Source organism: Cupriavidus sp. USMAHM13 (assembly GCF_001854285.1).
Classification (GTDB): domain Bacteria; phylum Pseudomonadota; class Gammaproteobacteria; order Burkholderiales; family Burkholderiaceae; genus Cupriavidus; species Cupriavidus malaysiensis.
On record NZ_CP017751.1, the window covers coordinates 2472469 to 2490045 of the forward strand.

A 17577-nucleotide genomic window follows, 5' to 3' on the forward strand; every position below is an offset into this window, starting at 1 on the left:
TTTGCATTTCGCATGCTTGCTGGATAAGAATCCAGAAAACGCATAGACCACACAGGACCACCTGTGCCGCCCCCGTGCCAAGGGATGCCCGACGACGGCTCCCGCCAGCGGCGGCCGGCCGTGGTGGCGGGACGGAATACGGAACGGGATAAGGCGACGGGATGGAGATCCGGCAACTGGAAGCCTTCGCGGCGGTGATGACGAGCGGCAGCGTGACAGCCGCCGGGCGTCTGCTCGGCCGTTCCCAGCCCGCCATCACCCGGCTGATCCAGGAACTCGAAAGCGAACTGGGTTTCGCCTTGTTCGCCCGCAGCGGCCCCCGCGTCAGTCCGACCGAGCGGGGCTTCCTGCTCTATGAGGAGGTCGAGCAGGCGCTCGCCGGCCTGCAGCAGGTACGCGCCCGCGCGGCCGAACTGGCCCAGGAGGCACGCCGCTCGCTGCGGGTGGCGGCCACCCCGGCGCTGGCCGCCGGCCTGCTGCCCGCCGCCCTGGCCGGCGGGGATGCGCCCGGCCAGGTCCACCTGACCAGCGTCTCGCCGGAGAAGGTGGTCCATGCGGTGCTGACCGGCGCCGCCGAACTGGGCGTCACCAGCCTGCCGCTCGAACACCGCGGCGTGACCGTGCACTGGATCGGCCAGGCCGCCTGCGTGGTGGCCCTGCGTGCCGACGATCCGCTCGCCGCGCATGCGGTGGTGCCGCTGGCGGCCTGCTCGGGCCGGCGCATCGTCACCATGCACAATCCCTTCCGCCTGCGCCGCCGCCTGGACGCGGCCTTCGCGCGCGCCGGCGTGGTGCCGGCCGCGCTGATCGACACCAACTCCTCGCTGAACGCGCTCAGCGCCGTGCGCGCGGGGCTGGGCATCGCCGTGCTGGAGCCGGTGACGGCGCGCGGCGTGCCGCTGGCCGACATCGTGGTGCGCCCGATCGATGCCGACATTCCCTTCTACTTCGGCGTCATCACGCCCCAGGCGCGACCGGCGGACGCCGCCGCGCAGGCGCTGATCGCCCGCCTGGCCGAAGCCGCGCGCGGGCTGCTGCCCGACTTCGTGCTGCGCGGCCCGGAACAGCATGGCACGCTGCTGCAGAGCCTCTATGGCGACGGCGTGGCCGATGCCGATGCCGAAGACGCCGACGGCGCCACCCCCAACGATCCGGAACCCGAACCCAAGACACCATGACCCAGACTTGCGCCGACGATCTCACCCCGGGCCCTGCCAGCGCGGACGCGCCGGACGGCCTGGCCGCGCTGGAAGCGCGCCTGCGCCAGGACCTGTCCTGGCTCGAACTGCCGGCCAGGCGCTGGACCATGCCGCGCCACGAGCAAGGCGCCGAAGTGCTCGATGTCGCCGTCGTCGGCGGCGGCATGGCGGGCCTGGCGGCGGCGGCCACGCTCAAGCACCTGGGCATCACGGCACACATCTTCGACCGCTCGCCGGAAGGCTTCGAGGGCCCCTGGGCCACCACCGCGCGCATGGAAACGCTGCGCTCGCCCAAGCAGCTGACCGGCCCCGCGCTGGGCTTGCCGGCGCTGACCTTCCGCGCCTGGTACGAGGCCCAGTTCGGCACGGCGGCGTGGGAAGCGCTCGACAAGATCCCGCGCCTGCAGTGGATGGACTACCTGCGCTGGTACCGCCGCGTGCTGGCGCTGGACCTCAGCAATGAACACACCGTGCTGGCGGTGCAGCCCCGCGCCGACGGCTTGGTGGCCCTGCGCCTGCGCACGCCGCAGGGCGAGCGCACCGTGCTGGCGCGCCGCGTGGTGCTCGCCACCGGCCGCGACGGCCTCGGCGGTGCCTATGTGCCGCCGTTCGCGCAGGCGCTGCCGCGCGCGCTGTGGGCGCACTCGTCCGACGCGATGGACTACGCCACCCTGCGCGGCAAGCGCGTCGGCGTGGTGGGCGCGGGGGCCTCGGCCATGGATAGCGCCGCCACCGCGCTGGAGGCCGGCGCCGCCAGCGTCGACCTGTTGATCCGCCGCGCCGACATCCCGCGCGTCAACAAGGGCAAGGGGGCCGGCAGCCCGGGCCTGACGCATGGCCACCCTGGCCTGTCCGATGCATGGAAATGGCGCATCCGCCATTACATCAACAGCCAGCAGGTGCCTCCACCGCGCGGCAGCACGCTGCGCGTGTCGCGCCACCCCAACGCGCGCTTCCACCTGGGCTGCCCGATCGAGGGCCTCGAGCCCGCCGGCGCCGGCCTGCGCGTGCAAACCCCCAAGGGCGTGTTCGAGCTGGATTTCCTCATCTTCTCGACCGGCTTCCGCATCGCCCTGGAAACCCGCCCCGAATTCGCCGCGATCGCACCCCATATCCGCTTCTGGCGCGACCGCTACACGCCCCGCGCGGGCCAGGAAGACCAGGAGTTGTCCGACTCGCCCGACCTGGGGCCGGCTTTCGAGTTCCTGGAGAACCGGCCCGGCGCCTGCCCCGGCCTGTCGCGCATCCACTGCTTCTGCTACCCCGCCGCGCTGTCGCACGGCACCGTCTCGGGCGACATCCCCGCCATCAGCGAGGGGGCGCGCCGGCTCGGGCAAGGCATCGCCGGCCTGCTCTACCAGGAAGACATCGAACTGCACTACGCGGCCATGGAGGCCTTCGCCGAGCCCGAGGTGTTCGGCGACGAATGGACACCGGCGCCCGCGCCGGGCGTCGCGGAGCAGGCCTCGTGAGCCGCTGGCTGGCGCGCCGCCTGGCGCAGGCCCTGCTGGTGGTGCTGGTGATGACGGTGATCGTCTTCGCCGGCCTGCACGCCATCGGCAATCCGGTCGACATCCTGATCGGCCAGGACGCCGACCAGGCCGACCGTGCCCGCATCATCGCCCAGCTCGGGCTGGACCAGCCGCTGTGGCGGCAATACCTGGCCTTCGTCACCGGCGCGCTGCACGGCAACCTGGGCAACAGCTTCGTCTACAGCGTGCCGGCGGTGGAGCTGATCCTGCAGCGCCTGCCGGCCACCTTCGAGCTGGCGGTGGCGGCGCTGCTGCTGGCGGTGGTGCTGGGCGTGCCGCTCGGACTGTTCGCCGGGCTCTATCCCCAGCATCCGCTGTCGCGCCTGCTGATGGCCGGCAGCATCGTCGGCTTCTCGCTGCCGACCTTCTGGGTCGGCCTGATGCTGATCATGGCCTTCAGCGTCAAGCTGGGCTGGCTGCCCTCTGGCGGGCGCGGCGAGACCGCGCAGTGGCTGGGCGTGCAGTGGTCCTGGCTGACCACCGACGGGCTGCGCCACCTCGTGCTGCCGGCGCTGAACCTGGCGCTGTTCAAGGTCTCGCTGGTGCTGCGCCTGACCTGCGCCGGCGTGCGCGAGGTGCTGCCGCAGGAGTGGGTGCGCTTCGCCCGCGCCAAGGGCCTGTCGCCGCTGCGCGTGGTGCTGGGCCACGTGCTGCGCAACACCCTGATCCCGCTGGTGACGGTGCTGGGCCTGGAGTTCGGCTCCACCATCGCCTTCGCCGTGGTGACCGAGAACATCTTCGCCTGGCCCGGCGCCGGCAAGCTGATCCTGGACAGCATCAACGCGCTCGACCGCCCGGTCATCGTCTCTTACCTGATGGTGGTGGTGTGCCTGTTCGTGACGCTGAACCTGATCGTCGACATCCTCTACAAGCTGCTCGACCCGCGCGTGCGGCTGGAGCCCACGCCATGAGCACGCCGCAAACGACAACCTCCCCGGCGGCGCCGCCGGCCGCCGCCGTGCCGGCACGGCAGCAGGCGCCCTGGCGCCGCGTGGCCGGGGACTTCTTCGGCTCGCGCCTGGCCCTGGGCGGACTGGTACTGCTGGCCGCCCTGCTGCTGGCCGCGCTGGCCGCGCCGCTGCTGTCGCCGCAGAACCCCTATGACCTGCTCCAGCTCGACGTGCTCGATGCGCGGCTGGCGCCGGGCACGCCCAACGGCGCCGGCACCTACACCTACTGGCTCGGCACTGACGGCCAGGGCCGCGACCTGTGGTCGGCGATCCTCTACGGCCTGCGCATCAGCCTGACGGTGGGCGTGGGCTCGGCCGCCATCGCCGGCGTGCTGGGCACCCTGCTGGGGCTGCTGGCGGCCTACGCGGGCGGCCGCGTCGACAGCCTGATCATGCGCACGGTCGACCTGCTGCTGTCCTTTCCCGCCATCCTGGTCGCGATGATGATGCTGGCCTTCCTCGGCAAGGGCATCGGCAACGTGATCCTGACGCTGGTGGTGCTGGAGTGGGCCTACTATGCCCGCACCGCGCGCGGCCAGGCGCTGGTCGAGAGCCGGCGCGAGTACGTCGAGGCCGCGCGCGGCCAGGGCATCCCGGGCTGGCGCATCGTCACCGGCCATATCCTGCCGAACTGCCTGCCGCCGCTGATCGTGATCGCCTCGCTGCAGGTCGCGCGCGCCATCACGCTGGAGGCCACGCTGTCCTTCCTCGGCCTGGGCGTGCCGGTCACCGAGCCGTCGCTCGGCCTGCTGATCGCCAACGGCTACCAGTTCATGCTGTCCGACGCCTACTGGATCAGCTTCTTCCCCGGCATCGCGCTGCTGCTGACCGTGGTCGCCATCAACCTGGTGGCCGACCGCCTGCGCGAGGTGCTCAACCCGAGGTGGCAGAAATGAGCGCCAGCGCCATGCCCAACCCCGCCGCGACGGCGGCCCCGACGCTCGAGGTGCGCGGGCTGCGCACCCATTTCCATACCCGCGCCGGCGTGCTGCCGGCGGTCGACGGCATTTCCTTCACGCTGGAGCGCGGCCGCATCCTCGGCCTGGTCGGCGAGTCCGGCTCGGGCAAATCGGTCACGGGCTTCTCCATCATGGGCCTGGTGGACCCGCCCGGGCGCATCGCCGCCGGCGAGATCCGCTTCCAGGGCCACGACCTGGTCGCCATGCCCGCGCCCGAGCTGCGGCGCTTGCAGGGCAACCGCATCGCCATGATCTTCCAGGACCCGATGATGACGCTGAACCCGGTGATGCGGGTGGAGGCGCAGATGATCGAGGCGGTGCGCGCGCACAGCGGCGCCAGCAAGGCGCAGGCGCGCGAACTGGCGCGCGACACGCTCGGCCTGATGGGCATTCCCAGCCCCGAGGAACGGCTGCGCGCCTACCCGCACCAGTTGTCGGGCGGCATGCGCCAGCGCGTGGCCATCGCCATTGCGCTGCTGCACCGGCCCGACCTGATCATCGCCGACGAGCCCACCACGGCACTGGACGTCACCATCCAGGCGCAGATCCTGTCCGAGGTGCAGCGCCTGGTGCGCCAGCACGGCACCTCGCTGATCTGGATCACGCACGACCTGTCGGTGGTGGCCGGCCTGGCCGACGACGTGGCGGTGATGTACGCCGGCCGCATCGTCGAGCACGGGCCGGTCGACGCCGTGCTCGACCAGCCGCTGCATCCCTACACCGCCGGCCTGATCGGCAGCCTCCCCAGCCTGAACCGCGAGCGCCGGCGCCTGCGCCAGATTCCCGGCATGACGCCGGACCTGCTGGCGCTGCCGCCGGGCTGTGCCTTCGCCGCGCGCTGCCCGCGCGCCTCGGCGGCGTGCGCACGCCAGCCGGAGCTGGAGGCGGCCGGCCCGGCCGCTGCACAGGGTGCCTTGCGCCAGGTGCGCTGCTTCCATGCCGGACAGCCGGCCGCGACGGAGCTGGCATGAACGCGGCAAGCCAACAGAGCATGGCGGCGCAGGCCGCCACGGGAGTCAAGCAGGACATGGCAAGTACGGCAGCACATGCCCCGGCCGCCGCGCCGGGGCCCGACAGCGAAGAACTGGTCCGCCTGAGCGGGATCGCCAAGCGCTTCGGCGAACGCCGCGCCGGCCCGCTCGAGCGCTGGTTGCAAGGCGCGGGCTGGTCGGCGCCGGCACCGGTCACGCACGCGGTGGACGGGGTCGACCTGGAGATCCGGCGTGGCGAGGTGGTCGGGCTGGTCGGCGAATCCGGCTGCGGCAAGTCCACGCTCGGCCGCATGGTGACCGGCCTGATGCCGCCGTCGGCCGGCGAGATCCGCTACCGCGGCCGCCCGCTGGAAACGCTCGACGCCGCCGCGCGGCGCGCGCTGCGCCTCAAGGTGCAGATGATCTTCCAGGACCCGTACGCCAGCCTGAACCCGCGCCTGCGGGTGGACCGCATCGTCGGCGAGGGCGCGCGCCTGCACGGGCTGGTCGACGGCGCCGGCTTCGACGACTACGTCAGCGCGCAGCTGCAGCGCGCCGGGCTCGATCCGGCGCTGCGCCAGCGTTATCCGCACCAGTTCAGCGGCGGCCAGCGCCAGCGCATCGGCATCGCCCGCGCGCTGGCGGTGCAGCCTGAACTGCTGGTCTGCGACGAGGCGGTGGCGGCACTGGACGTGTCCATCCAGGCGCAGATCCTGAACCTCTTCCTCGACCTGCGCGAGCAGCTCGGCCTGACCTACCTGTTCATCAGCCACGATCTCGGCGTGGTCGAGCACATGTCGGACCGGGTGGTCATCATGTACCTCGGGCGCGTGGTGGAAAGCGCGCCGGCGCGCGAGATCTTCGCGCGCGCCAACCATCCGTATACACGCGCGCTGCTGGCCGAGGTACCGCGCCTGGATGCGCGCCGCAAGACCTTCGCCGCCATCCAGGGCGAGATCCCGAGCCCGCTGGCGCCGCCCTCGGGCTGCCACTTCCATCCGCGCTGCCCGCATGCGCTGCCGCGCTGCCGCGTCGAAGTGCCGCGCCTGCGCGGCATCGCCGTGCAGCACCTGTCCGCCTGCCACCTGAACGACGCCACCTGATGCCGCGCCGTTCGCCATCCACGATCCGCCACGCCACCCAACACGCCCCCGCAACCGGAGTCCGCCCCATGAATCGCCTGCTGCGCGCCACCGGCGCCATCGCCATTGCCACCGCCGCCGCCCTGCTCTGCGCCGGCCATGCCGGCGCCCAAGCGCTGTCGATCGGCTTCGCCGACCCGCTGTCCTCGCTCGACCCGCAACTCAACAACCATGCCGGCGACCGCTCCGTCGACCTGCATTTCTGGGACCTGCTGGTGGAGAATCGCGACAACAAGCTGCAGCCCGGCCTGGCCCAGTCGTGGAAGGCCCTCGACGACAAGACCTGGGAGTTCAAGCTGCGCCGCGACGTGAAGTGGCAGGACGGCAAGCCCTTCACCGCCGAGGACGTGATCTTCTCCTACCAGCGCGCACGCAGCGTGCCGGGCAGCGTGGCGCCCTTCGCCGGCTACCTGCGCACGGTCGAGTCGGTCAGCGCGCCCGATCCCTACACGCTGCGCATCCGCACCCGCATCGCCAACCCCGACCTGCCGCTGAACCTGGCGTCGGTGCACATCGTCAGCAAGCACGTGGGCGAGAAGGCCGCCACCGAGGACTACAACGCCGGCCGTGCCATGGTCGGCACGGGCCCGTACAAGTTCGTCTCCTATGTCCCGGGCGAGCGCGTGATGATGGCGCGCAATGACGGCTACTGGGGCGCCAAGCCGCTCTGGCAGCAGGTCAACTACCGCTACATCAACAATGGCGCGGCGCGCACCGCGGCGCTGCTGTCGGGCGACGTGGACGTGATCGACAAGGTCTCGGTGGCCGACCTCGCCAAGCTGAAGCAGGCGCCCAACGTCAGCGTCTACGCCTATCCGGGCCTGCGCGTGATGCTGCTGCAGCCGAGCTTCCGTCCCGGCCCCAACCCCTACATCACCGACAACGCCGGCAAGCCGCTGGAGAAGAACCCGCTCACCGACGTGCGCGTGCGCCAGGCCCTGACGCTGGCGATCAACCGCAAGGCGCTGGTAGACCGCATCCTGCAAGGCACCGCGACGGTGGCCAACCAGTGGATGCCGGCCGGCACCTTCGGCTACAACCCGGAGGTCAAGGACATCGCCTACGACCCGGCGCGCGCCAAGGCGCTGCTGGCCGAGGCGGGTTACAAGGACGGCTTCAAGCTGACCATCCACGCGCCCAACGACCGCTATCCGCAGGGCCCCGAGACCGCGCAGGCGGTGGCGCAGTTCTGGACCCGCATCGGCGTCAAGACACAGGTGGAGGTGGTGCCCTGGTCGGTCTACTCGGGCCGCGCCAACAAGAACGAATACGCCGTCAGCATGCTCGCCTGGGGCAACGGCACCGGCGAGGCCAGCTACGCCATGGTCAATGTGCTCGCCACCGTCAATGCCGCCAAGGGCCTGGGCGCCTCCAACTGGGGCCACTACAGCAATCCCGCCGTGGACAAGGCGCTGGAAGCTTCCACCGCCGAGTTCGATGCGGCCCGGCGCGAGGCCATCCTGCGCGGCGCCGCCAAGGCGGTCAGCGATGATGCCGGCGTGCTGCCGCTCTACCACTACCAGAACATCTGGGCCGCCAAGAAGGGCCTGAAGGTGGCGCCCATGACCAGCGACCGTACCGTCGCCATGATGGTGACGCGCAGCGCGGGAGCCGGCGAATGAGGCAAGGCGGCCTGCAGGAACCGGTGCTCGAGGTCACCCCGGCCGATGCGCTGATCGACCAACCCCGCCGCATCGTCGTGCACGGGCTGCGTGCCGGCGAGCACGTCACGCTGACCGCCCAGACGACGCGCGGCCGCGGCGTCGTCTGGGCCAGCCAGGCGGTCTTCGCCGCCGACGGCGACGGCACCGTCGACCTGGGGCGCGACGCGCCGCTGTCGGGTAGCTACGCAGGCGTGGGGCCGATGGGCCTGCTGTGGTCGCAGTGCCCGCTCGACGTACCCAGCCGTGAACTGTTCCATGCCGACACCACCGAGCCGCTGCGCACGCAGCTGGTGGCGGAGGCCGGCGGCGGCGAGGCCCGTGCCGAACTGGTGCAGCGCCTGGCGGCGTCCGGCGTGACACGGCAAGAACTGCGCGAGGACGGGCTGGTGGGCTCGCTCTACCTGCCGCCGGGCCCGGGCCCGCACCCGGCCGTGATGATCCTCAACGGCTCCGGCGGCGGCATCAACGAGCCGCGCGCCGCGCTCTACGCCTCGCACGGCTATGCCGCGCTGGCGCTGGCTTACTTCAAGGCGCCGGGGCTGTCCGACTACATCTCCAACACGCCGCTGGAGTACTTCGAGCGCGGCCTGCGCTGGATGCACGCCAGGCTGCGCCCGGCCCACGGCTTCGTCGCCTTGTCCGGCCAGTCGCGCGGCGGCGAGCTGGTGCTGCTGCTGGGGGCGACCTTCCCCGAGCTGGTCTCGGCCGTGGTCGGCTACGTACCCGGCGCCGTGGTGCACAGCGCGCAGAACGCCGCCGATCCCGCCATCGGGCGCGAGGGCGCGGCCTGGCTGCTGGGCGGCAAGCCGCTTCCCCATCTGTGGGAACACAACCGCACGGCCACCTGGGCACCGTACGACGAAGGCCCGGCACCGCACCGGCATGAACGTGCCATCCTGACCGCGCTGCAGGATCCGGACGCGGTGGAGCGTGCCCGCATCGCCGTGGAACGGATCCGCGGTCCGGTCATGCTGCTGTCGGGCACCGACGACGGCTCCTGGCCGTCGAGCCTGTACTCGCGCATGGTGGCCGAGCGCCTGGCCGCGCACGGCCATCCGCACGAAGTCGCCCACCTCGACTTCGCGGCCGCCGGCCATGCCATCCTGTTCCCCTACGTGCCGACCACGCAGATGGTCTACGCCCATCCGGTCTCCGGCCGCATCAGCACCACCGGCGGCACGCCGGCCGCCAACGCCGCCGCCGACGAGGGCTCGTGGAGCGGCGTGCACGCCTTCCTGGTGCGTGCCGTGGCGGCCAAGGCTGCCGCGGCATCGTCGTCGACGCGCCGGCCGGCGTGAGACGGTATCCCCGACCTTGCATTCGAGACGCAGAAGACACCACCACAAACACCGCCATGAGCCAAGACAACGCTTCCCCCGATCTCGTCGACCACCTCGCCGGCCTCGAAGCCGGCAGCGCCACGCATACGCTGCGCCACGCGCGCGCCAAGGTGGTGGAGGCCACCCAGGGCAGCTATGCCGGCCTGTTCGATCCCGCCCTGCCCGGCCTGACGCTGCCGGAGCGGCTGCTGGTGGCGCTGTATGCCGCGCGCCTGACGCCCAGCGCCGAGCTGGCCGCCCACTACCGCGCCCGCCTGCAGCAGGCCGGCGCCGAGCCCAAGCTGGTGCAGGCCGTCGCCGAGGGCGATGCCGAGGCCACCGCGCAAGCTGCCAGCGGCCGCCTGGGCGCCATGCTGGCCTTCACGCGCAAGCTGATCGAGCGCCCGGTCGAGGGCGACGCGGCGGCGCTGCGCGCCCTGCCGGCCGCCGGCCTGTCGACGCCGGAGGTGGTCACGCTGGCGCAGCTGATCGCCTTCCTGTCCTACCAGGTGCGCCTGGTGGCGGGGCTGAAGGCCATGAAGGCCCTGGCGGGCCGCGAGATCCCGCCGGCACCCGCCTTCGTTGCGGCAGCGCCGGTGCCGGCCAGCGTGGCGGGCGCGGTGATCCAGCGCCACGGCTTCACCAACGAGGTGCTGGACTGGAAAGCGTGGCTGGACGTGGTGGCGCTGGAACGCGCCACGCCGGAGCAGATCGCCGTGCTGGAGGAGAGCCATCCGAAGGCCAAGGTGTCCGACTACTACCTGTTCCTGGTCCACCAGCCCGAGATCCTGCGCCAGCGCTCGACCGCCTTCAACGCCATCATGTACGCGCCCGGCGGCATGCCGCGCGCCGAGCGCGAGCTGGCCAGCACGGTGGTATCGCGCCTGAACGGCTGCGTCTACTGCGCCTCGGTGCACGCGCAGCGCTTCGAACAGCTCGCCAAGCGCAACGACGCCATCGTGCAGGTGTTCGAGGACCCCCGCACGGCCGGCACCAGTGCCCGCGAGCAGGCGATCAGCGCCTTCTCCATCGCCCTGACGGAACGCCCCGACCGTGTCGGCGCCGACGACCTCGTGCCGCTGCGCCAGGCCGGCATCGGCGAGGCGGAGATCCTCGACCTGGTCCACTCCATCGCCATCTTCGCCTGGGCCAACCGGCTGATGCTGAACCTGGGCGAGCCGGTGTTTCCGGCACCGGCCCGCTGACTCAGGCCAGCGCATGGGGCGGGGAGAGGAGCCGGGGGGCGCGGACGCCGCCGCCTGACGGTGCGATGTCACATCGGGCGCGGCTGATCCGTCATCAGGGTGTCGCAGCGGCATCGTTGCGGCAGACAGCGGGGCGAGGCCGCCGGTGCAGGTGCCGGCGGCACCGCTCCGATCCCTCTCAGGTACCCGAATCCATGACCCGATCGCCCGCCTTTACCACCCCGCCGCCGACGCGGCGGCCCGCTCCCCGTTGGCGCACCCGCGCTGCCCGCACAGCCGCCGCTGCAGTCGCCGGCGCCTGCGCCCTTGCCGTCCTCGCTGCAGGCAGCCGGGCCTGGCAGCAGCGGCAGGATGGCGCCATCGCCACGCATTGGCCGCCGCCTGGCCAGCGCGTGGCGGTCTCCGGCAGGTCCATCCACCTGCACTGCACCGGGCAGGGAAGCCCCACGCTGGTACTGGAAGCCGGCATGGCCGGCTGGTCGCAGGACTGGGCCTGGGTACAGGATCGCTTGTCGGCCGGCGGCCGGGTCTGCAGCTACGATCGGGCCGGCTACGGCTGGTCGGATGCGGCCTCGTCGCCACGCCTCGGCCTCGATGCCGTGGCGGACCTGCGCCAGGCCTTGCGCGCCGCCGGCGAAGCACCGCCCTGGCTGCTCGCCGGCCATTCCATGGGCGGCCTGCTGGCCGGCATGCACGCCCGCCAGCATCCGGCCGATGTGGCCGGACTCGCCTTGATCGACGCGGTCGGGCGCGACTACGCCGCGCAGTTCCCGCCCGAGCGCTATGCCCGCTTCCGCAGCGGCCTCGACCGCCTGCTTGCCCTCAGCGATGCCTTGGCGCCGTTCGGGCTGACGCGCTGGCTCGGCCTGCCGGCATCGCTGGTGGCCGCACGCCTGCCCACCGGCACGCGCGCCAGCGCCGTGGCCTGGTCCTTCTCGGCACGCCACTACCACACGCTGCGCGAGGAGAACGCGGGCTTCGACACGGTACTGCAGCAGGCGCGCCAACTGCCCGCCCTGCCGCACGTGCCTACGCTGGTGCTCAGCAGCGACGTGATGCGTGACTTTCCCGCCGGACTGGAAGATGCCGCGATGCGCGCCGCCTGGCAAGCCAACCAGCAAAGCATCGCCCAGGAAGCAGGCGTGTCACGCGTGCTGCTGGAGGGCAGCGGCCACTACCTGCACGTCGACCAGCCCGGCCGCGTCGTCGCCGAACTCTCCGCCTGGCGCGAGATGGCGCGCCGGCAGCAAGCAGGAGCCAGCCGATGAGCACGCCGCTGGCCGGGGCAGCGGATGCGCATCTGGGCCTCTTCGAAGCCCAGCGCGCCCGCCTGCTGGCGCTGGCCTGGCGCATGCTCGGCTCGCGCAGCGAGGCGCAGGACCTGGTGCAGGCGCTGTGGCTGCAGTGGCAGGGCACCTCGCTGGCCGGCCTGGAAGAGCCCGCCGCCTACCTGACCCGCATGGCCACCCATGCCTGCATCGACCAGCTGCGCAGCGCGCGGCGCCAGCGTGAGCACTACGTGGGCGTGTGGCTGCCCGAGCCGGTGATCGAGCAGGCGGACCTGCTCGCGCCGGACGATCCGCACAGCTCGGATCCCGCGGCACGCCTGTCCTATGCGCAGGATGTCTCCACGGCTTTCCTGCTGACGCTCGAACGCCTGACGCCGCTCGAGCGCGCGGCCTTCCTGCTGCACGACGTCTTCGACCTGCCCTTCGAGGAGGTGGGGGCCCGCCTGGGCCGCGATGCCGCGGCCTGCCGGCAGCTTGCCGCGCGGGCCAGGAGCCACGTCCGGCGTGGCTACGTGCGCTGCGAACTGGACCATGCCAGCACGGAAGCCCTGATGCAGGCCTTCGAGCACGCACTGCAGGCGGGAGATCCGGATGCCCTGGCGGCACTGCTGTGCGAGGACGTCCAGTTGATGAGCGACGGCGGCGGACGCGCGGCGGCCATTCCCCGCCCCGTGCATGGCGGTGTCACGGTGGCACGCCTGCTGTGCGGTCTGTTCGATGCCTGGCGGCGGCGCGAACCGGCCAGCGTGATGCGGCGCGCGCGGATCAACGGCAACCCGGGCTTCGTGGTACGCGACGCCGGCGGCGGGCTGGCGCTGGCGGCCGCGCTGCATTGGCGGGCCGACAGCCGCCTGGCGCGCGTCTACCTGGTGCGCAATCCGGACAAGCTGCGCGCCCGCGGCTGAGAAGGCGGCCGCTTCAGCACCCGTCGTAGTGCACCGCCAGCCAGACCGTCGGCCGACCGGCCTCGGTCCACGCGACCCGATGGCGGCAATGTGCCGGCAGGCGCAGCCAGGTGCCGGGTTGCAGCAGGCGCGGCGCGGCCTCGCCTTCGATCTGCACCGCCGCACTACCCTCCAGCAGCAGCACCCATTCCTCCTGCTGGCTGTCGTACCAGAAGCCCGGCGGGCTGGCCTGCCCGTTCGAGACGATGCGCTCGATCTTCAGCCCGCGGCGCTCCAGCAGCGCCGTGAACACTTCATCGGCCGCGCCGACCGGCACGCCGGCGAACAGGTTGCCCTGGTCTGCGTCCATCGCTTGCTCTCCCCGGGCCGGCGCGCCGGCCGGCCGATCGCTGCCTTCCGCTCACTCAGTCGCCACCGCCGGGCGCGATCACGTCGCGCGCGCCGTTGCGGCCCATCGGCGAGACCAGGCCCGCCACCTCCATCTGCTCGATCAGGCGGGCCGCGCGGTTATAGCCGATGCGCAGCTGGCGCTGCACCGCCGAGATCGAGGCGCGGCGCGAGGTCAGCACGAAGGCCGCGGCTTCGTCGTAAAGCGGATCGCTCTCGCCGTCGCCACCCTGCCCGCCTTCGCCGAACAGGTCGGCGGCACCCTCCGGCGCGTCGCCGGCGAGGATGGTCTCGTCGTAGTCGGGCTCGCCGAACTGCTTCCAGTGCTCGACCACGCGGTGCACCTCATCGTCCGCCACGAAAGCACCATGCACGCGCTGCGGATAGCCGGTGCCCGGCGGCAGGAACAGCATGTCGCCCTGGCCCAGCAGCGTCTCGGCACCCATCTGGTCGAGGATGGTGCGCGAATCGATCTTGGAGGAAACCTGGAAGGCCACGCGCGTGGGGATATTGGCCTTGATCAGGCCGGTGATGACGTCCACCGAGGGACGCTGCGTGGCCAGGATCAGGTGGATGCCGGCGGCGCGCGCCTTCTGCGCCAGGCGCGCGATCAGCTCCTCGATCTTCTTGCCGGCCACCATCATCAGGTCGGCCAGTTCGTCGATCACCACCACGATCAGCGGCAGCGGATTGAGCGGCTCGGGCGCATCCGGCGTCAGCGAGAACGGATTGGGCACCTTCTCGCCGGCCGCCGCCGCGGCGCGGATCTTCTGGTTGTAGCCGGCCAGGTTGCGCACGCCCAGCGCCGACATCAGGCGGTAGCGCTTTTCCATCTCGCCCACGCACCAGTTGAGCGCGTGCGCGGCCTGCTTCATGTCGGTGACCACCGGCGCCAGCAGGTGGGGAATGCCCTCGTAGACCGACAGCTCCAGCATCTTGGGGTCGATCATGATCAGGCGCACGTCTTCCGGCGTGGCCTTGTACAGCATCGACAGGATCATGGCGTTGACCGCCACCGACTTGCCGGAGCCGGTCGTGCCCGCCACCAGCAGGTGCGGCGCGCGTGCCAGGTCGGTCACCACCGGATTGCCGGTGATGTCCTTGCCCATCGCCAGCACCAGCCGCGAGGCGTGCGACTGGAAGGAGGCAGCACGCACGACCTCGGACAGCCGGATCATCTGGCGCTTCGCATTGGGCAGCTCCAGCCCCATGCAGGTCTTGCCCGGGATGGTCTCGACCACGCGGATCGAGGTCACGCCCAGCGCGCGCGCCAGGTCCTTCATCAGGCCGACCACCTGCGCACCGCGCACGCCCATCGCCGGCTCGACTTCGAAACGCGTGATCACCGGCCCGGCCGAGGCGCCGACCACCGCCACCGGCACCTTGAACTCGGCCAGGCGCTGCTCGATCAGGCCGCGGGTCTCGTCCAGGCGCGCCTGCGGCACGTGCTCGATATCATCGCCGGCGGCTTCCAGCAGCTCCGCCGGCGGCAGGCGGTAGTCGACCACGCGGGGCGGCGCGGGAGGGGGCGGCGGCACCGGCGGCGCCGGCGGTTGCAGCGAGACCACCCGTCCCACCACGGCCGGCAGCACGATGCGCGGCTTGCCGGCCGGCGCGCTGGCCTGGCTCAGCAGGGCATTGGCGTCGAAGGGTTCGGCCTCCTCGTTGCCGGCCGCATCGGCGGTGGAATCTTCGGCCTCGTCTTCGGCCTCGTCTTCGGTCGCTGCGACATCGGCTGCTTCATCGCCGGGGGCCTGCGCCATCGGATCGGCCGCGTCTACCGGTGCCAACGGCTCGGCCGCCTCGGCCGCCTCGGGTGCTTCGGCCGGATCCGCCGGCGCCGGGACTTGCGCCGCCTGTTCGGCTGCGTGCGCTCCCGCGGCTTGTTCCACGGCTTGTTCCGCGGCGGGTTCGGTGACTGGCTCTGCGGTAGCGCCCGGCGCCTCGAGCGCCTGCTCGGCCGCTTCGGCCTCCAGCGCCACTTCGGCTTCCGCCGCCAGCATCTGGTCGGCCATCGCGACGCCCGCCGTGGTCGCATTTTCGGCAGCCATCGTTGGCAGCAGATCGAGCACGGTTACGGCGTCGTCCGGATCCGGCGCCTGCGCGGCCGCGTCGATGACGGCCGGCATCTGCGCTGCTTCGTGCGGGTCGGCCGGAGACTCATCGGCCGCCGCCGGCGCCGTCTGCGCGTCGGGATGCACTTCGGCGGATACCGGCTCGGTTGACGCCGACACGACTGCCGGTACGGTAATGCTGTCGACTGCGACAGGCTCCGGCGCCGGTTCCGGTTCCGGAGCCGGCGGCGACACCACGCCTGCCTTGTCCGCCTCGCCTACCCCGCCCGGCGCCGCGCTGGCGACGGCATCGGCAGTCGTGGCCGGCGGCGCCTCGACGGATGCCGCCATCCCGTCCGGCAGGATCGGCTCGATCACCACCGGTGCCTCGGCCGGCCCGAGTGTCACGGCAGCCGCTTCCGGCGTCACGGCCGGCTCCGCCGCCGTGGCCTCCGCCGGCACCGGCGCGGACGCCATGCTGTCGGCATGAGGGAGCGGCTGCGCGGTCACCGGATGTGGCTGCCCCGATCCGGCGGCAAGCGCACGCAGTTCTGCCAGCAGGGTCTCGGCCTCCTGGCGGATGGCAGCCAGGGCAGCGGGGTCGGGCAAGGCGGGACCATCGTCGGTGGCTGCCGCGCCTTCGTCTGGTGCTGCCGGTACCGCGGCAGCCTGGCCTGCGGACCCGGTGCCGGCCGCACCGGTCGCCGGGGATGTGTCCTGCCCGACCGGCTCGCCTTGGCCCGCCGGGCTCTCAGGCGCGGCCGCACCATCGGACGCGTCGCTCGCCGACTTGGTGGCGGCAGTGGTCGCGGCGGTGGTTATCGTTGCGGCAACGGCGGGGACCTGGTTTTCGGCCATGCGGTCCGCAGCCGGCGCCTCGGCCGTTGCCACCGTTGCCGCCGCAGCAACAGCGGCCGAGGCAGCCGCGCCGCTGGCGGTGCTTGCCGCGGACGCTGCCTGCGCCCCGGGCAGGGTGGTGGCCCGGCCCTGCAGGCCGAGCTGAGGCTGGTGGAAGGGACTGCTCACCACGGTGCCGCGCGTGGCGGGCTGCGCAGTCGTCGGCGCCGGGCGGGTGATCGGAGCCTTGGCGGCTTGCCCGGCTGCCGGCGCCTGCGATGCCCGCGCAGGCTGGGCAGTCTGCGCCGGCTTGCGCGCCTGGCCCTGGACTTGCGCAGCCGCCGCGTTGCGCGGCGCCAGCGCCGCGCGTGCGGTCGCGGCACCTATGGCAGCCGGGGCCGCAGCCTGGGAAGTCGGCGGTGCGGCAGGCTTCAGCCGCGTAGGCGCGCGCACTCCGGGTGCAACCCCACCTGCCGCGGCGCGCTCGCCGGTGCCGGGGGCACCAGGCGATGGCGCCTGCTGCAGCCAGATCTCACCCGGCTGCGGCGGCGATTCGCGCGTGCGCGGCGGCGGTTGCCAGACCGGCTGACGGCGTGCGGAGACCGCCTCGAAACTCTTGTGGCGCTGCGTCGGTTCGTTCCAGCCCGGCGCGCGATCTGCCGCCGACGGCACATAGCCGCCCGCATTGCCGGACTCGCGGTAGTCCGGCTCGCGCGGCGCGGGCCCCGGCCGTTCGTCCGGCTCGGCCCGCGCGGGCCTGGGCTGGCGCAGGAACAGGCTGCGCCAGCTTTCGCCGAACACCATCGGCGCGGCCAGCGCCAGCACACCGAGCATCAGCAGCAGCGCGCCGGTCCAGCCAACCGCATGGCTGGCCAGCCCTGCCAGCGCGTGGCCGGCGGCGCCACCGCCGGTCTCGCTGCCCTGCGCCGCCGTCAGCGCTTCGAGCGAAGCGCTGGCGCACAGCACGATCGAGGTACCGACGGCCACGCGCAGCGAACCGGGACCGAACACGCGCTCACGCGCCAGTGCGCGGGCGCCCAGGCGCCAGAGCAGCGGCAGCAGCCACAGGATGGAGAATCCGAACCAGCCTAACACCATCGTTACCTTGTCTTCTTCAGAACTACGGGCAGCGATTGTAGCGGGTATAGGCAGGCGGCTGCCCGG

Annotated in this window: 13 protein-coding genes; 11 read left to right on the plus strand and 2 right to left on the minus strand. The window is 72.4% G+C overall.

From position 1 onward, the window contains the following. Nucleotides 1-161 precede the first annotated feature (161 nt). The 11 genes from BKK81_RS10865 to sigJ all read left to right on the plus strand — a co-directional run bounded on the left by BKK81_RS10865 (nt 162) and on the right by sigJ (nt 13135). The gene (locus BKK81_RS10865; protein ID WP_071012770.1) at nt 162-1178 is read left to right on the plus strand and encodes a LysR family transcriptional regulator; all 1017 of its coding nucleotides are present in this window, start codon (nt 162-164) and stop codon (nt 1176-1178) included. After that, nucleotides 1175-2671: a flavin-containing monooxygenase gene (locus BKK81_RS10870; protein ID WP_071012772.1), complete on the plus strand. Its 1497-nt coding sequence runs from the start codon at nt 1175-1177 to the stop codon at nt 2669-2671. Before BKK81_RS10865 ends, BKK81_RS10870 begins: the two co-directional genes overlap by 4 nt. Then, the gene (locus tag BKK81_RS10875) at nt 2668-3642 is read left to right on the plus strand and encodes an ABC transporter permease (RefSeq protein WP_071016348.1); all 975 of its coding nucleotides are present in this window, start codon (nt 2668-2670) and stop codon (nt 3640-3642) included. Before BKK81_RS10870 ends, BKK81_RS10875 begins: the two co-directional genes overlap by 4 nt. Beyond that, the gene (locus BKK81_RS10880) at nt 3639-4577 is read left to right on the plus strand and encodes an ABC transporter permease (RefSeq protein ID WP_071012773.1); all 939 of its coding nucleotides are present in this window, start codon (nt 3639-3641) and stop codon (nt 4575-4577) included. The genes BKK81_RS10875 and BKK81_RS10880 overlap by 4 nt, the downstream gene beginning before the upstream one ends. After that, on the plus strand, nt 4574-5611 hold the full coding sequence (locus BKK81_RS10885) for an ABC transporter ATP-binding protein (protein WP_231907907.1): 1038 nt from the start codon (nt 4574-4576) through the stop codon (nt 5609-5611). Before BKK81_RS10880 ends, BKK81_RS10885 begins: the two co-directional genes overlap by 4 nt. A 56-nt stretch (nt 5612-5667) precedes the next feature. Then, entirely contained in the window at nt 5668-6714 is a 1047-nt protein-coding gene (locus tag BKK81_RS10890; protein WP_071016352.1) for an ABC transporter ATP-binding protein, read from the plus strand. Nucleotides 6715-6782: 68 nt separating this feature from the next. Beyond that, nucleotides 6783-8375, plus strand: a complete 1593-nt coding sequence (locus BKK81_RS10895) for an ABC transporter substrate-binding protein (protein WP_071012775.1) — start codon at nt 6783-6785, stop codon at nt 8373-8375. Then, nucleotides 8372-9715, plus strand: coding sequence for an acyl-CoA thioesterase/bile acid-CoA:amino acid N-acyltransferase family protein (locus BKK81_RS10900; protein ID WP_071012776.1), 1344 nt, complete (start codon nt 8372-8374; stop codon nt 9713-9715). The genes BKK81_RS10895 and BKK81_RS10900 overlap by 4 nt, the downstream gene beginning before the upstream one ends. 56 nt (nt 9716-9771) lie before the next feature. After that, the gene (locus tag BKK81_RS34220; RefSeq protein WP_083384060.1) at nt 9772-10941 is read left to right on the plus strand and encodes a CMD domain protein; all 1170 of its coding nucleotides are present in this window, start codon (nt 9772-9774) and stop codon (nt 10939-10941) included. A 194-nt stretch (nt 10942-11135) separates the two neighbouring features. Beyond that, on the plus strand, nt 11136-12209 hold the full coding sequence (locus tag BKK81_RS10910) for an alpha/beta fold hydrolase (protein ID WP_197523908.1): 1074 nt from the start codon (nt 11136-11138) through the stop codon (nt 12207-12209). After that, nucleotides 12206-13135, plus strand: a complete 930-nt coding sequence (sigJ, locus tag BKK81_RS10915) for an RNA polymerase sigma factor SigJ (RefSeq protein WP_071012780.1) — start codon at nt 12206-12208, stop codon at nt 13133-13135. Before BKK81_RS10910 ends, sigJ begins: the two co-directional genes overlap by 4 nt. Nucleotides 13136-13148: 13 nt before the next feature. Here the strand turns inward: sigJ and BKK81_RS10920 are convergent, their stop codons facing one another. After that, nucleotides 13149-13484: a cupin domain-containing protein gene (locus BKK81_RS10920; RefSeq protein WP_071012782.1), complete on the minus strand. Its 336-nt coding sequence runs from the start codon at nt 13482-13484 to the stop codon at nt 13149-13151. Nucleotides 13485-13539: 55 nt separating this feature from the next. Further along, entirely contained in the window at nt 13540-17511 is a 3972-nt protein-coding gene (locus BKK81_RS36830) for a DNA translocase FtsK 4TM domain-containing protein (protein ID WP_083384062.1), read from the minus strand. Between the last annotated feature and the right edge of the window lie 66 nt (nt 17512-17577).

What these genes read in the sequence shown, in the direction of transcription:
- BKK81_RS10865 (WP_071012770.1), top strand. Translation starts at nt 162, where the DNA reads ATGGAGATCCGGCAACTGGAAGCCTTCGCGGCGGTGATGACGAGCGGC.
- BKK81_RS10870 (WP_071012772.1), top strand. Translation starts at nt 1,175, where the DNA reads ATGACCCAGACTTGCGCCGACGATCTCACCCCGGGCCCTGCCAGCGCG.
- BKK81_RS10880 (WP_071012773.1), top strand. Translation starts at nt 3,639, where the DNA reads ATGAGCACGCCGCAAACGACAACCTCCCCGGCGGCGCCGCCGGCCGCC.
- BKK81_RS10885 (WP_231907907.1), top strand. Translation starts at nt 4,574, where the DNA reads ATGAGCGCCAGCGCCATGCCCAACCCCGCCGCGACGGCGGCCCCGACG.
- BKK81_RS10890 (WP_071016352.1), top strand. Translation starts at nt 5,668, where the DNA reads ATGGCAAGTACGGCAGCACATGCCCCGGCCGCCGCGCCGGGGCCCGAC.
- BKK81_RS10895 (WP_071012775.1), top strand. Translation starts at nt 6,783, where the DNA reads ATGAATCGCCTGCTGCGCGCCACCGGCGCCATCGCCATTGCCACCGCC.
- BKK81_RS10900 (WP_071012776.1), top strand. Translation starts at nt 8,372, where the DNA reads ATGAGGCAAGGCGGCCTGCAGGAACCGGTGCTCGAGGTCACCCCGGCC.
- BKK81_RS34220 (WP_083384060.1), top strand. Translation starts at nt 9,772, where the DNA reads ATGAGCCAAGACAACGCTTCCCCCGATCTCGTCGACCACCTCGCCGGC.
- BKK81_RS10910 (WP_197523908.1), top strand. Translation starts at nt 11,136, where the DNA reads ATGACCCGATCGCCCGCCTTTACCACCCCGCCGCCGACGCGGCGGCCC.
- sigJ (WP_071012780.1), top strand. Translation starts at nt 12,206, where the DNA reads ATGAGCACGCCGCTGGCCGGGGCAGCGGATGCGCATCTGGGCCTCTTC.
- BKK81_RS10920 (WP_071012782.1), bottom strand. Translation starts at nt 13,484, where the DNA reads ATGGACGCAGACCAGGGCAACCTGTTCGCCGGCGTGCCGGTCGGCGCG.
- BKK81_RS36830 (WP_083384062.1), bottom strand. Translation starts at nt 17,511, where the DNA reads ATGGTGTTAGGCTGGTTCGGATTCTCCATCCTGTGGCTGCTGCCGCTG.